Raw genomic sequence first — 13,309 nt, 5'->3', positions numbered from 1 at the left:
TTACTCCTCGATAGCGGGTTTGTTGACCAGCAGCGCGGCGCGCTGTGGTGCCGTGCTGACGGCGGGGCCGCGTCTTTTGGCAGCGATGCGCCGCTCCAGATAACCGGCCAGCCACGTCAGGCTGAAGCAGATGATGTAGTAGCTGATAGCCACAATCGCGAACACCTGAAACGGCTTGGTCAGCAGCTGGTTATTCACCTGATTGGCGGCAAAGGTCAGCTCCGGTACGTTGATCACGTAGCCGAGGGTGCTGTCTTTAATAATCGATACCAGCTGGCTGACCAGGCTCGGCAGCATGTTGTAGAGCGCCTGCGGCAGGATCACCAGCCGGAAGGTGCGGGTGTAGCTCATCCCCAGCGCGCGGGAGGCTTCGTACTGCCCCTGCGGCAGCGCCTGAATTCCGGCGCGGACAATTTCGGCAATATAGGCGCTTTCATAGATCACCAACGTGACCAGCATGGTGCCGAAGCCGCTCAGCGTGTGGCCCAGCAGCAGCGGCACGCAGAAGTAGGTCCAGAAGATCACCATCAGCAGCGGCACGCCGCGCAGTACATAGACCCAGGCGGTGGCAGGCCAGCGCAGAATGCGATACGGCGAGATGCGCGCCACGCCCAGCAGCACGCCAAGCGGCAGTGCCAGCACAATCGCCATCAGTGACACCAGCAGCGTGCAGAGCACCCCGCCCAGCGGGCCGTTGGGATACTGGCCCATCAGGAACAGCATGCCGTTCTGCTGTAAAATCGTCAGCATTTCACTCATTCAGCTTACCTCGCGTAGACGCGGTGGAAACGCTGTGCCAGCAGCGCACCGGCGGCCATCAACAGCAGGGAGAAGAACAGGTAACAGAGCGTCGAAACCAGATAAGCTTCAAAGGTGCGGAAGGTGTAGTTTTCGATCTCGCGGGTGACGTAGGTGAGATCCGCCACGCCGATCACCATTGCCAGGCTGGTATTTTTAAACAGCAGCACCGTGTGGTTAATCAACGCAGGGAGCGCATTACGGATGCCCTGCGGCAGGATAATCAGCCGCATCGACTGCACGTAGCCCATGCCGAGCGCCCGTGCCGCCTCGCGCTGGCCATCCGGCGTGGCGCGCAGGCCGCTGCGAATATCTTCCGAGAAGTAAGCGGCCTGGCACAGCCCCAGCGCCACCATCGAGAACAGAAACTCCGCGTTGTAGTCGTTCAGCCAGATCTGCGCGGACTCCGGCAGCAGCGTCGGCACCGCGAAATACCAGATCATCAGCTGGATCAGCGTGGGCACATTGCGATGCCAGGAGACGTAAGCCGCCACCAGCCACTGCAGCGGCTTCAGCGGAGTCAGCCGGATCACCACCAGCACCATCGCCAGGATCATCGCCAGCAGCCAGGAACCCACCGCCAGCTTCAGCGTTAACGCGACGCCATCGACGATCATCTGTCCGTACTGGCCGTGCAGAATGACGCTAAAATCAAGTGAACCGTTCATCGTCGATCGCCCTCACTCAGTTCAGATTAACGCGCAACATCACCGGGGCGCATGGTGGACAGACCGCCCGGAACCTGTAGCGTCGGGGTGATTTCGATGTTGCCGATATTCACCGCCACTGGCGCAGAGATGGCGAACGCCACGGTATCAGCAATGTCCTTCGCCGTCGGCAGCTCGAAGCCGTCGATAAATTCGCGGCGTGCAGCTTCTTTATCCCCGGTCACATTGCCGAAGATATCGGTGGCGACACGGCCCGGACAGATCTCGGTGATACGCACACGTTTGCCATAGCAGTCCACGCGCAGCTGGCGTGAGAGCGCGTGCACCCCCGCTTTGGTGGCGTGATAAATCGAGTTGCCGCCGAAGTTGTAGATGGCGGCGATGGAGGTGATGTTAATCACGTGGCCGCGATCGCGCTCGACCATGCCCGGCACCAGCAGACGGCAGAGGTGCAGTACCGCACGCAGGTTAACGTCGACCTGGGTTTCAATCTGCGACTCCTGCGATTGCAGAATCGAGCCCGGATGGGACACCCCGGCGTTGTTCACCAGAATGTCGATCTGCAGGTCGCGGCACAGGTCATTCAGCGCCTGCACGTCGGAAACGTCGATGGCGTGAGGAATACAGCCGGTTCTCGCCGCCAGCTGTTCCAGTTCGTTATGACGGCGGGCCACCGCGTGAACCACGATGCCCTCCTGGCACAGACGCTCAACGATGGCTTCACCCATTCCGGCGGAAGCGCCGGTCACCAGTGCGGTTTTATAATCTGAAAATGGCATTGACTTCTCCTGTTGTTATTTTTGCTCTGTCTTTGACTGTATCCCCTCACCGCGCCGAGGGGTAAGAGGTAAAGTCTTTGTGGCAATAAGCCGATCTTATAGAGCCAGATAATCTAAGTTATCTCTCTGTTTATTCAATGAAATGTTTCGATATCGGGCGAATTTCTCCGCCCTGAGCCGTAATATCAGCCCGCAGTTGTTCAATCAGCGCCAGCGCGCCTGGCGTGTCGCCGTGCATTAAAATCGAGGACACCGCCATCGGCAGCCGCGTGCCGTCAATCGCCGTGACGCAGCCGGATTTCAGCAGATCGATCACCCGCTGGCTGACCTGCTGCGGGTCGTGGATCACCGCCCCCGGCGTGCCGCGCGGCACCAGCAGACCGTTGGCCTGATAGGCGCGGTCGGCCAGAAACGTGCAGGCCACGCGCAGCCCCAGCTCGCGGGCGCAGCGCTCCACCGCATTGGCGGCGGTGGTGCTGATAATCAGATTCGGATCAAACGCCTTCACCGCCGCCAGCAGCGGCCTCGCCAGCGACTCGTCTTCGGCAGCCATATTGCCCAGCGCACCGTGGAAGCTCATGTGGCTCAGCGGGTAGTCCGCCACGCGGGCAAAAGCGGCCAGCGCACCGAGCTGATAGGTGACGTAGTGCGCCAGGGTTTGCGTGTCGATTTGCATGCGCCGTCGGCCAAATCCCGCTAAATCGGGGAAGCCGACGTGCGCCCCGAGATCCACGCCGTACCGTTTTGCCAGCGCCACGCTGCTGGCCATAATCGACGCATCCCCGGCGTGAAAGCCGCAGGCAACGTTGGCGGAGCTGATCAGCGCCATCAGCCCGGCGTCATCGCCGATGCGCCAGTCGCCAAAGCCTTCGCCAAGGTCGGCGTTTAAATCGATGCTTCTCATTGCTCTGCCTCCGTTTTAACCATGCGGGCCACCGTCTGGCCGTACTCCACCCGATCGCCCTGGGCGACCGTATACTCATCCAGCTGTCCGTCGGCCCCGGCCCGCAGCGGCAGGCAGATCGGCCCGGCCTGCACCAGCGCCAGCAGATCGCCGGTTTTCACCGTGCGCCCGTCGGCGGCAATGTTCTTGCCGGTTAGCGGGTCCTGCAGCCAGATGCGACCCGGCATCGGCGCGCCCAGCTCAACGATATTGGGCGGTGGAGATGCCGGATAAGCAGCCACAGCTAACGGCGCTGTATGGAATGCGAGTGCGGCATCAGCCGGGGCGGGAGAAGCGGGATCGCCGACGGATGCGGCATATCCGGCTGGTGCGGGACAGGCCGCCAGCCCCTCGGGGATCGCCCCGCTGCCGGAATACGCACCGCGACACGATGCTTCTTCAGCGCCGCAGCGGATGCGCACGCTGTAGCCGTCGCCTTTAATCTCAATGCTGTCTATGCCACTGCGCCGCAGACGGCGGGTAATGGCCTGTAGTTCACGAATGGTCGGCATCTTCTCTCCTTGCGGTTAAAGCGGGCAGCGGCGGTAGTCGTCAATACGCTGGCAGATCCCCGCCAGCCACCGCTGCTGGTCACGTTCCGCCTCGTCGGCCTGCGTCCAGCTCACCTCAACAAACTGGACGTTGCTGCCCACCGGCACCTGGCCCAGCAGCCACATATCGGCGTCGATCACCGTGCCGAGCTTCGGGTAGCCGCCGCTCGGCTGGGCGTCGCGCATCTGGATAATCGGCTGGCCGCTGTGGGTCACCTGGATCACCCCGGGAATAATGCCGTGCGATCGCATCTCCAGCGGCGCTTTCGCCACCAGCCCTTCGCCGTCCAGCCGGTAGCCGTAGCGGTTGCTCTGCGGTGAAACGCGCCACTGCTGCTGCCAGAAACGCGCCACCGACTCGGCGGTAAACGCGCCGTACTCCGCCGCGGGCAGCACGCGGATCTGCGGCACGCCGTCGGGGCTGTCGCACAGGCTCAGGCGCGGCGAGGCAATGCCGAAGTCCACCGCGCCCCGATACACATCGCGGGCGGCGCTCAGGCTGTCGCCCTGCTGTAATCCACGACCGCGGAAGCCGCCAAACTCACCCCTGAGCTGGGTGCTGCGCGACCCCAGCACCTGCGGCACGTCAACGCCGCCGGGCAAATGCAGATAGCTGCGCGCCGAGAAGCGAGATGCGTGCAGGATCAGCACTTCGCCCTCTCTCGCCTGCGCCACCCACCAGGCCGGAATGCGCCGATCGCCGAGCATCGCCGGGCTGTCGCCGCCGCTGATGGCAAAGGCGCAGTCGCGGGTAAAACGCAGGCGGAACGGGAACAGCGGGATCTCAATCACCGCATCGTCCGGCTGGTTGCCGAGCAGTGCGTTACCCAGCCGCAGCGCCAGCGGGTCCATCACGCCTGCGGTTCCCACACCGTAGTGCAGCGCGCCGAAGCGGCCTTCGTCCTGCACGCTGGACAGCGCGGTAGTGCGTTCAATAACGATCATGCCAGTACCCTGCTTACCCGGAAGCGAATGCTGTCGCCGGGCTGGAGCCGCACCGGCGGTGTGGCGTGGGCATCAAAGAAAACGAAATCGGTGCGGCCGATGGTGTTCCAGCCGCTGGGGCCGGGAGAAGCAGAAACGCCGGTCTGTACGCCGCCGATGGAGACCGAACCGCCGGGAATACTCTGCACCGGGCTGGCGCGGCGCGGCGTCGCCAGCTGCGGGTCCATATTACCGAGGTAGCAGTAGCCCGGATGGCTGCCGAGGGCATACACCGGGTAGAGTGGTTCAGTGTGACGCTGCACGATCTCCTGAATGGTCATGCCGGTGTGCTCGGCCACGTCGCAGATATGCGGCCCAGGCTCGCCGCCGTAGGTCACATCCAGCTCAATCACCTGGCCGGAGAAGGTTTTACTTTCGCCGCGCTGCCACTGCTGGCGCAGACGATCGAACAACTGTTCGCCACCGCTCATCTGCGGGCCAAACACCATCATCAGGTTGTTCATGCCCGGCACCACACCGCGAATGGCGGCCAGCCCGCTGGCGTAATCGGCCAGCGCCCAGATGCGCTGCTGGTTTTCCAGGGTGATCTCACCGGGGGCTTCAAACAGCACCGCGTGGGTGCCGAGCCAGCTGATTTGCGGAGCCTGTAACTGACGTGCTGGGTCCATTCCTCATCCTCAACTTCATATCCGCTAACGGAAAAATGCGATAGCCACACTGTATCCCGCCGTTTCAGGCGGTCTGTAAGAGGGTTTCGCTTTAGGGGGATAAGGCAGACTTATTACTGAAAAACGGCGGCGTGATGACTGCGGCCACCCGTCGAAACAGGCTGGTGGCCGCGATGTGATGTCAGCTGACCAGGGTCAGCGGCCGGTTGTCGTGGGTGCGTTCGGCCATCAGCGACAGCAGGATTTTCTTCACCGCTTCGGCAGGCTGGGACAGCGGCAGATGATCGGAGGTGCAGAACGACAGCGGTGCCTGAATGCCCGGCTCAACGATTTTCGACATCCGCGCACGGGACTGTTTCACCATATTGCGGGCGATGGACTCCGGCAGAATGGTCGCGCCAAGATTGCCCTCCAGCGCCTGCGCCAGGGTGGTGGCCGATTCGATTTCGCACTTCACCTTATAAGAGAGGTTTTTCTGCACGAAGGCTTCGTCCACCAGCTTGCGCATGATGTTGTACGGGCGCGGCAGGAACAGCTCAAGATGGGCGATCTGCTTCAGGGTGACGGTTTTACCGAAGCTGATTTCGCTCTGCGGCGTGACCAGATAGAGATCCTCTTTCATCAGCGGAATAAAGGCCAGTCCGTGGATCTGACGGTTGCCGTACAGCACCGCCATATCCATGCGCCCGCTCATAATCAGCTCGCTGAGGGTGGTGCCAAAGCTCTCGTTGAAGTAGAGCAGGATGCCGGGATGCTGCTTACGCACCTCCTCCATCAGCGGCAGCGCCAGCAGTGAGGCGGCAGTACCCGGTGCCAGCCCGACGGACACCTGTCCGCTCAGCGCCAGGCCCGCGGCATCGATGGCGCTTTGTGCCTGCTCGCACTGGCGCAGTATCGCCTGGGCGTGGGCATAAAGAATGCTGCCCGCTTCGGTCGGCGTAACGCCACGCTTGGTGCGGATCAGCAGCTGCTGTTTGACCTCGCTTTCCAGCGAAGCCAGCTGCTGGCTGAGGGCCGGCTGGGCGATATGCAGAATATCGGCCGCCTGGGTCAAACTGCCGACGTCGACAATTTTGATGAAGTAGCGAAGCCGCCTGAGATTCATAGTCATACCTCTCGTCACCGGACAGAATGTTAAGAAAAAGTGAACGGAAGTGTAGCAAGATCCGGACCAGCCTGAGTGTTAACTGCCCCGCAAAGCCGGACAGCCAAAAAGTTAATATGTAAAACAGTGAGATAGATCGTGTTATTTCGCTATCCATCCATTTATCAAGCGTTTGCTTTCAGCAGCGTTCTGCACCATTGCGGGGAGTTTTACTTATCGTTGGGCCCCATCCATAAGCTTTTGCTCTTGAATCAGAACAAACTCCTCTTAGCCGTCGCCCGTCGCTTATTCGTAACGTAGAGACATCCCGGAACAGACTGGAGTGATCATGAGTGCTATCCGCATTGCCGCCCGCGTTACGCGTATTAAACCTTCTCCCAGCAGCAGCGCGTCCGATCGCGCCAACGCCCTGAAGCGTGAAGGTAAAGCCATCATTAACCTGGTGGTCGGTGAACCTGATTTCGCCACCCCGCCGGAAATCTGCGAGGCGGCCTGCGCCGCAATCCGCAACGGCGAAACCCGCTACACGCAGAACAACGGCACCCCCGCGCTGCGCGAGGCCATTGCCGCCAAGTTCCTGCGCGAGAATCATCTGACGGTGAAGCCGGAAGACATTATCGTCACCAACGGCGCGAAGAGCGCGATCTTCAACGCGCTGGCCGCCACGCTGGAAGTCGGCGACGAGGTGCTGATCCCCGCGCCGTACTGGGTTTCCTACCCGGATATGGTGCTGGCCTGCGACGGTCGTCCGGTGGTGATTACCTGCCAGGAAGAGGCTGGTTTCCGCCTGACCGCCGAGCAGCTGCGGGCATCGATTACCAGCCGCTGCCGCTGGCTGATCCTCAATTCGCCGTCCAATCCAAGCGGTGCCAGCTACAGCCGCGCCGAGCTGCGCGCGCTGGCGGATGTGCTGCTGGACTATCCGCATCTGGCGATTATGACCGACGATATTTACGAGCATCTGCGCTACGACGACAGCCCGAACGTGCATCTGCTGGAGGTGGAGCCGCGCCTGGCCGACCGTACGCTGGTGGTAAATGGCGTGTCGAAAACCTATGCGATGACCGGCTGGCGCATCGGCTATGCCACCGGGCCAAAAGTGCTGATTACCGCGATGGGCACGCTGCAATCGCAGTCCACCAGCAATGCCAGCTCGGTCAGCCAGGCCGCCGCCTTAGCCGCGCTGAACAGCGGCACCGGCTTTATTACCCACAGCCGCGAAGTGTATCGCCAGCGCCGCGACGACATCGCCGCCCGCCTGAATGCCGTGCCGGGCCTGAGCTGCCGCGTGCCGGAAGGGGCGTTCTACCTATACGTCAACTGCGGCGGGCTGCTGGGTAAAACCACCGCGCAGGGCCAGGTGCTGAAAAACGACAGCGAGGTGGTGCTGTGGCTGCTGGAGAGCGCGGGCGTGGCGGTCGTCGCCGGTGCCGCCTACGGACTTTCGCCCTACTTCCGCCTTTCTATTGCCACAGACCTTGCCACGCTTCAGGCCGGGGCCGCCCAGATTGCCAACGCCGTCAGCCAGCTGAAATAATCGATCAGGAGATCCGCTATGCCCGCAGGAAACCGTATTTTCTTACAACGTAATCTTGAAGCCGCCGGCTACGTCGAGGCTTTCCGCACGCTGCCCGCCGCCGTGGTGGCCGACTGCATGAGCCGCCTGCCCGCGCTGTCCGGCGAAATTCGCCTGATGAGCGCACCGCGCAACGCGGTGATGTGCGGCCTGGCGGTCACCGTTAAGGCCCGCTCCGGCGACAATCTGATGCTGCACAAGGCGATGGATATGGCCGGTAAAGGCGATGTGATTGTGGTCTCCAACGAGGGCGATCGCAGCCAGGCGCTGATGGGCGAAGTGATGACCACCTGGGCCCGCCAGCGCGGTATTGAGGGGCTGGTGCTGGACGGCCCAATCCGCGACATTGAAGGCATCGGCAAGATGGATTACCACCTTTACGCCGCCGCCATTACTCCCGGCGGCCCGTATAAAGATGGTCCGGGTGAAATCAACGTGCCGATCGCCTGCGGCAATATCCATGTGTCGCCGGGTGACATCATTCTCGGCGATCACGACGGGGTGATCGTCATCCCTCACGGCGATGCGGCGCAGATTCTGGAAGCGGCGCAGGCCTATCTGATCGTCGACGAGCGCAACTTCGAGCTGGCGAAGCGCGGCGAGCTGGAACGCGGCTGGATTGATGAAACGCTGAAAAGCAAGCAGGTGGAGATTATCGACGGGCAGTTCTAGGCGGTAAAAGAACACTATCCTGCATTGATAACAGGCACCCATAGAGGGTGCCTTTTTCGTTATGCAACCGGCGTAATGGCTTTGCCGTGAGCGAACCACGAAGCCAGATTATCCGCCACGTTTTGCGCCATCGCCTGGCGCGTTTCGGCGGTGGCGCTGGCGATATGCGGTGTCAGCACCGTATTTTCCAGCGCGAAAAAGCGCGGGTCAATTGCCGGTTCACCTTCGAACACGTCCAGCCCCGCTCCGGCGATGGTGTGATTTTCCAGCGCGGCGATCAGGTCGTCTTCATTAACTACCGCCCCGCGCGCGACGTTAATCAGCACGCCCTGCGATCCCAGCGCGTTCAGCACTTCGCGATCGACCACCTTATAGTTACGCGCATCGCCCGGCACCGCCAGCACCAGCACATCACTGAACAGCGCCAGCTGATGCAAATCGCCAAAGCGCTGCCAGCCGGGTTCATCACTCTGGCGGCTGTTGCAGTAGCCGATGTGCATATCGAAGGCCGCACAGCGTCGTGCAATCGTCGAGCCGATGCGCCCCAGCCCGAGGATGCCGACGCGCTTGCCGCTGAGTTTGCTGCCCAGCACCGGCGGTCGGTTTGCCCACTCGCCCGCGCGCAGGAAGGCATCCTGTGCCACGATCTGCCGCGAGACGCTGAGCATCAGCGCCAGCGCAAGGTCGGCGACGTCGTCGGTCAGAATATCGGCGGTGACGGTCACGGTAATCCCACGATCGCGGGCGGCGGCCAGGTCGATGGCGTCGGTACCCACGCCGAAGACGGCAATCACTTCCAGTGCCGGTAGCGCGGCCATCACCTCCGCCGCCAGCCCGACGTCGCCCCGGGTGGCGACCGCGCGGATAGTCTGGCCGTGCTGCTGTAGCCAGGCCGCCGCATCCGGCTGCTCGTAAAGACGATGGCACTGGTAGTCGCGGTGCAGCATTTCGCTCAGCGCGGGCATCAGCGGCTGAATAATCAGTATCTGTTGTTTCATTGCGGGCATCCTTATTAACGTAGGGTTCAGAACGTTAATAAACTAGCGGAATTCCGCCGCGGCACCCGCAAGGTTACGCTTATCGTCAGATAGGATTCGCTTATTACGCCCGCGCGGCGGCGATCATTCCGTCCAGCCACTGCTGATGGCCGTTGATCATCGGGTCAGGTCGGGCGTTAGCCAGCTCAACCGCCGGTTTGCCGTTCTGGGTTTCCTGGGTCAGCAGGCGCACGCGGCCACCCGGCAACGCCTCAATCAGCCAGGCATGATGCACGTCAAGCCGACTGTCGCCCTCGCCGCACCAGCCGTGCCACGCAATGCGCGCCGCGCCACCGATTTCCGGCGCGACGAATTCGTTAACTTCGCTTTCCACCACAAAGCCGAACGTGGTGAAGCGAAAACGCGCTCCCTCGGTCAGATACGGGCCGCTGCCGTCGTGGAACTGAATGTCGCTGGCGTTGCTGTAATAACCCGGCCAGGCGGCGGTATCGATCAGTTTGTCCCACAGCGCCGCGACGCTGACACCGGTAATAATCATTTCGTTGCTGGCGAAGTTGTCGCTGAAGCCAGGAATGTAGCCCTGCGGCCAGTGAATTGCGTTCATGATGCTGCCTCTCTGTGAGTCTGGTCGGCCAGAGCGCGGGATGCGCCTGCCGAAAACCACTGCATGATGCGCGGCACGGTGATATAAAACCAATCAGCATTTTTTATTTCAGATATTATAATTTCTGATATCTGACCCACTCACCGCCGGGGAACCGATGAGCAGCAACCTACGTACGCTGGATTTGAATCTGTTAAAAACGCTGGATGAGCTGCTGGATGAACGCAGCGTGACGCGGGCCGCCCAGCGCCTGTCGCTCACTCAACCGGCGGTAAGCGCCATGCTTAACCGCCTGCGCGAGCATTTTGACGATCCGCTGTTTACCCGTGGCCAGCACGGCATTAACCCGACGCTGCGGGGGCTGGCGCTGGCCGCACCGGTCAAACAGATCCTCGGTGATATCGACCAGCTGTTGCAGCCGCAGGTATTTGATGCGGCCAGTTCGCAGATGTCGCTGAGCATTGCCGCAACCGATTATGCGCTGAGCGCGGTGGCGGTGCCGTTTATTGCCGCGCTTCGCCAGCAGGCTCCCGGCGTGCAGGTGAGCGTGCAGCCGGTGGAAAACGATCGGCTGGCGGTGCAGATGGAGCGCGGGGAGATTGATATGGCGCTGCTCACCCCGGACACCACGCCTGCCGATCTGCACGCTCGCCATCTGTTTGACGAGCAGTACGTCTGCCTGCTGCGCCCGGACCACCCTGCCCTGCGGCACGGTGCGCTTTCGCTGGATAGCTTCTGCGCGCTGGACCACGCGCTGGTTTCGCACAGCGGTCGCGAGTTTCGCGGCGTGACCGACCAGGCGCTGGCCGCAATCGGCCGCCAGCGGCGGGTGACGCTGGCGGTGAACAGTTTTCTGGTGCTGCCGCAGATCCTGCGCAGCAGCGATCTGATTGCCGTTGTGCCGCGCAGGCTGGCAGAATCCGCCGACGGGCTGATGCAGGTAGCGCCGCCGGTCGCGGTGACGGGCTTCAGCAAAACGCTGGTCTGGCACGAGCGCAGCCATCGCGATCCCGGCCACCGCTGGCTACGCGCACTGCTGTTTACCTCTCTGGGACTGGACGCCAGCACGCTGTGATCGGCCAGTGCGTATCGCACATACGGCTTAGTGATTATCGCTGGCCATCGCTTACCGTGATCGCCACTTATCGACAGGCCACGTGTTCTTCGATCGTCTATGACTGAGGTTATCTATGTCCGCGCTTTTTACCCCATTTAAACTGAAAGACGTTACGCTGCGTAACCGCATTGCGGTGCCGCCAATGTGCCAGTACAGCGCCGTTGACGGCCTGACTAACGACTGGCATCAGGTTCACTATCCGGCGATCGCCCGTGGCGGCGCGGGTCTGGTGATTGTTGAAGCCACCGCCGTTTCACCGGAGGGCCGCATCACTCCGGCCTGTACCGGGCTGTGGAACGATGAGCAGGCGGAAGGCATGGCGCGTATTGCAGCATCGATTAAGGCGGCGGGTTCCGTTCCGGGCATTCAGATTGGTCACGCCGGTCGTAAGGCCAGCGCTAACCGTCCGTGGGAAGGCGACGATCATATTGCCGAGGGCGACAGCCGCGGCTGGCAGACCATTGCCCCTTCCGCGATTGCGTTCGGCCATCATCTGCCAAAGGTGCCGCAGGCGATGACGCTGGATGATATTAACCGGGTGAAAAGCGACTTCGTTGCCGCCGCTCGCCGCGCGCGCGATGCCGGTTTTGAGTGGCTGGAGCTGCATTTTGCCCACGGTTATCTGGCGCAAAGCTTCTTCTCCGCGCATTCCAACCAGCGCACCGACGCTTACGGCGGCAATTTTGCTGGCCGCAGCCGCTTCCTGCTGGAAACCCTGGCCGCCGTTCGTGAAGTGTGGCCGGAGAATCTGCCGCTGACAGCCCGTTTCGGCGTGCTGGAGTATGACGGCCAGGACGAGCAGACGCTGAGCGAGTCGATTGAGCTGACGCGCCTGATGCATCAGGGCGGGTTGGATCTGCTGAACGTGAGCGTGGGCTTTACTATTGCGGAAACCAACATTCCGTGGGGCCCGGGCTTCCTGGCACCGATTGCCGAGCGGGTACGTCGTGAGGCGGGTCTGCCGGTGGCGTCGTCCTGGGGCGTGGAGCAGGCGGAAGTGGCGGAGCGGGTGATTGCCGAGCAGCAGATGGATCTGGTGATGATTGGCCGTGCGCATCTGGCGAATCCGCATTATCCGTATTCTCTGGCGAAGAAGCTGAACGTTGAAGATCCGTCGTGGGTGTTGCCTGCGCCGTATGCGCACTGGCTGGCGCGTTATCGTTTAGCTGAGTAACGAGTTGGGGCATTAGATTGCTCGTGACTGCTGGGGCACAAACACGTTTCGCCGGTGACTGTAGTGGCAAAGCCGACGGGGTGTGCCCCCGCCCGGGCGGTCCTCGCGCCGCTTCGCGGTGCCTTCACTTCGTTCGTCAGCCTGACGGACCGCCACAGACGCGCGTCCTGCGCGGCTGTGCCTTTCGCCTGCGTCCATGCAGGCGAATCCTGGCTTCCTCGCTCCGTTCAGCGCTGCGGATTACCCGTTCGGGGGCACACCCCGTCTGCTTTTTGCATAAGTGTTGTCTGGCAGAAAAAGGCGAACGACCATTGAAGCGATCAATTCAGAGCTGCACTTTTTGACATCCATAAAAGTGGATCCAACCTCCAGCCTCTACTACTGCGGGGTAACCCACAACATATCCAATCACCTCTATGCGCAGAAGGCCGCCACTCTGGAAGCATAATCCTGACTTAAGCAGCCAGCACAATGTATTAAAGGCCCGGCCGCTGCGGTTACCGGGCAATCCACAGCGCTGAGGTGGAGGCTACGGGCCAGGAGACGCCAACAGGACGTTGGCGTCAGGCATGGCGCGGGCAGGACGCCCGCTCCATGCCGGTCCGGAAGGTACGAAGCCGCAACCGAAGGCACCGCAAAGCGGCGCGAGGACCGCCCGGTAACCGCAGAGGCCGGGCCGCAATCACCCGGACACAAAGCAACGAAGCACCA

14 protein-coding genes are annotated in these 13,309 nt (G+C 61.9%); 4 read left to right on the top strand and 10 right to left on the bottom strand.

Annotated elements, in window-relative coordinates:
• From OMR58_RS07050 to nac, 8 genes are all read right to left on the bottom strand, one after another.
• Entirely contained in the window at window positions 1-759 is a 759-nt protein-coding gene (locus OMR58_RS07050; protein WP_105591466.1) for an amino acid ABC transporter permease, read from the bottom strand.
• A gap of 5 nt (window positions 760-764) precedes the next feature.
• Complete coding sequence (locus tag OMR58_RS07045; protein ID WP_105591465.1) at window positions 765-1,466, bottom strand: amino acid ABC transporter permease; 702 nt, start codon at window positions 1,464-1,466, stop codon at window positions 765-767.
• A gap of 26 nt (window positions 1,467-1,492) precedes the next feature.
• The gene (locus OMR58_RS07040; protein ID WP_105591464.1) at window positions 1,493-2,245 is read right to left on the bottom strand and encodes an SDR family oxidoreductase; all 753 of its coding nucleotides are present in this window, start codon (window positions 2,243-2,245) and stop codon (window positions 1,493-1,495) included.
• Window positions 2,246-2,375: 130 nt separating this feature from the next.
• The gene (locus tag OMR58_RS07035) at window positions 2,376-3,149 is read right to left on the bottom strand and encodes a LamB/YcsF family protein (protein WP_200546039.1); all 774 of its coding nucleotides are present in this window, start codon (window positions 3,147-3,149) and stop codon (window positions 2,376-2,378) included.
• Window positions 3,146-3,700 carry an acetyl-CoA carboxylase biotin carboxyl carrier protein gene (locus tag OMR58_RS07030; RefSeq protein ID WP_264545549.1) on the bottom strand — a complete coding sequence of 185 codons (555 nt, stop codon included), beginning with the start codon at window positions 3,698-3,700 and terminating at the stop codon, window positions 3,146-3,148. The genes OMR58_RS07035 and OMR58_RS07030 overlap by 4 nt, the downstream gene beginning before the upstream one ends.
• A gap of 15 nt (window positions 3,701-3,715) precedes the next feature.
• Window positions 3,716-4,684, bottom strand: coding sequence for a biotin-dependent carboxyltransferase family protein (locus tag OMR58_RS07025; protein ID WP_264545548.1), 969 nt, complete (start codon window positions 4,682-4,684; stop codon window positions 3,716-3,718).
• Window positions 4,681-5,352, bottom strand: coding sequence for a 5-oxoprolinase subunit PxpB (gene pxpB / locus OMR58_RS07020; RefSeq protein ID WP_264545547.1), 672 nt, complete (start codon window positions 5,350-5,352; stop codon window positions 4,681-4,683). The genes OMR58_RS07025 and pxpB overlap by 4 nt, the downstream gene beginning before the upstream one ends.
• Before the next feature lie 181 nt (window positions 5,353-5,533).
• Window positions 5,534-6,457, bottom strand: coding sequence for a nitrogen assimilation transcriptional regulator NAC (gene nac, locus OMR58_RS07015; protein ID WP_264545653.1), 924 nt, complete (start codon window positions 6,455-6,457; stop codon window positions 5,534-5,536).
• Between the two features lie 328 nt (window positions 6,458-6,785).
• Here nac and OMR58_RS07010 point away from each other — a divergent pair, with 328 nt between their 5' ends.
• The gene (locus OMR58_RS07010) at window positions 6,786-7,994 is read left to right on the top strand and encodes an aspartate transaminase (protein WP_105591458.1); all 1,209 of its coding nucleotides are present in this window, start codon (window positions 6,786-6,788) and stop codon (window positions 7,992-7,994) included.
• Window positions 7,995-8,012: 18 nt separating this feature from the next.
• Complete coding sequence (locus tag OMR58_RS07005) at window positions 8,013-8,705, top strand: RraA family protein (protein ID WP_264545546.1); 693 nt, start codon at window positions 8,013-8,015, stop codon at window positions 8,703-8,705.
• A gap of 59 nt (window positions 8,706-8,764) precedes the next feature.
• Here the strand turns inward: OMR58_RS07005 and OMR58_RS07000 are convergent, their stop codons facing one another.
• Complete coding sequence (locus OMR58_RS07000; RefSeq protein WP_264545545.1) at window positions 8,765-9,703, bottom strand: 2-hydroxyacid dehydrogenase; 939 nt, start codon at window positions 9,701-9,703, stop codon at window positions 8,765-8,767.
• A gap of 103 nt (window positions 9,704-9,806) precedes the next feature.
• Window positions 9,807-10,307: an SRPBCC domain-containing protein gene (locus OMR58_RS06995; protein WP_264545544.1), complete on the bottom strand. Its 501-nt coding sequence runs from the start codon at window positions 10,305-10,307 to the stop codon at window positions 9,807-9,809.
• Window positions 10,308-10,464: 157 nt separating this feature from the next.
• Between OMR58_RS06995 and OMR58_RS06990 the strand changes: the two genes are divergently transcribed.
• Together OMR58_RS06990 and OMR58_RS06985 are read left to right on the top strand one after the other, a co-directional pair.
• Window positions 10,465-11,382, top strand: a complete 918-nt coding sequence (locus tag OMR58_RS06990) for a LysR family transcriptional regulator (protein WP_264545543.1) — start codon at window positions 10,465-10,467, stop codon at window positions 11,380-11,382.
• A gap of 115 nt (window positions 11,383-11,497) precedes the next feature.
• Entirely contained in the window at window positions 11,498-12,598 is a 1,101-nt protein-coding gene (locus OMR58_RS06985; protein ID WP_264545542.1) for an NADH:flavin oxidoreductase/NADH oxidase, read from the top strand.
• Window positions 12,599-13,309 lie beyond the last annotated feature (711 nt).

Source organism: Erwinia sp. INIA01 (genome assembly GCF_025947915.1).
Lineage (GTDB): Bacteria > Pseudomonadota > Gammaproteobacteria > Enterobacterales > Enterobacteriaceae > Erwinia > Erwinia coffeiphila.
The sequence above is the reverse complement of the archived record's forward strand: the minus strand, read 5'-3'. Positions and strand labels throughout refer to the sequence as shown.

Coding starts and splice junctions, on each gene's coding strand:
- OMR58_RS07030 (WP_264545549.1), bottom strand. CDS start 3,700: ATGCCGACCATTCGTGAACTACAGGCCATTACCCGCCGTCTGCGGCGC.
- OMR58_RS07035 (WP_200546039.1), bottom strand. CDS start 3,149: ATGAGAAGCATCGATTTAAACGCCGACCTTGGCGAAGGCTTTGGCGAC.
- OMR58_RS07040 (WP_105591464.1), bottom strand. CDS start 2,245: ATGCCATTTTCAGATTATAAAACCGCACTGGTGACCGGCGCTTCCGCC.
- pxpB (WP_264545547.1), bottom strand. CDS start 5,352: ATGGACCCAGCACGTCAGTTACAGGCTCCGCAAATCAGCTGGCTCGGC.
- OMR58_RS07050 (WP_105591466.1), bottom strand. CDS start 759: ATGAGTGAAATGCTGACGATTTTACAGCAGAACGGCATGCTGTTCCTG.
- OMR58_RS06985 (WP_264545542.1), top strand. CDS start 11,498: ATGTCCGCGCTTTTTACCCCATTTAAACTGAAAGACGTTACGCTGCGT.
- OMR58_RS07000 (WP_264545545.1), bottom strand. CDS start 9,703: ATGAAACAACAGATACTGATTATTCAGCCGCTGATGCCCGCGCTGAGC.
- OMR58_RS07045 (WP_105591465.1), bottom strand. CDS start 1,466: ATGAACGGTTCACTTGATTTTAGCGTCATTCTGCACGGCCAGTACGGA.
- OMR58_RS07025 (WP_264545548.1), bottom strand. CDS start 4,684: ATGATCGTTATTGAACGCACTACCGCGCTGTCCAGCGTGCAGGACGAA.
- OMR58_RS06995 (WP_264545544.1), bottom strand. CDS start 10,307: ATGAACGCAATTCACTGGCCGCAGGGCTACATTCCTGGCTTCAGCGAC.
- nac (WP_264545653.1), bottom strand. CDS start 6,457: ATGAATCTCAGGCGGCTTCGCTACTTCATCAAAATTGTCGACGTCGGC.
- OMR58_RS07005 (WP_264545546.1), top strand. CDS start 8,013: ATGCCCGCAGGAAACCGTATTTTCTTACAACGTAATCTTGAAGCCGCC.
- OMR58_RS06990 (WP_264545543.1), top strand. CDS start 10,465: ATGAGCAGCAACCTACGTACGCTGGATTTGAATCTGTTAAAAACGCTG.
- OMR58_RS07010 (WP_105591458.1), top strand. CDS start 6,786: ATGAGTGCTATCCGCATTGCCGCCCGCGTTACGCGTATTAAACCTTCT.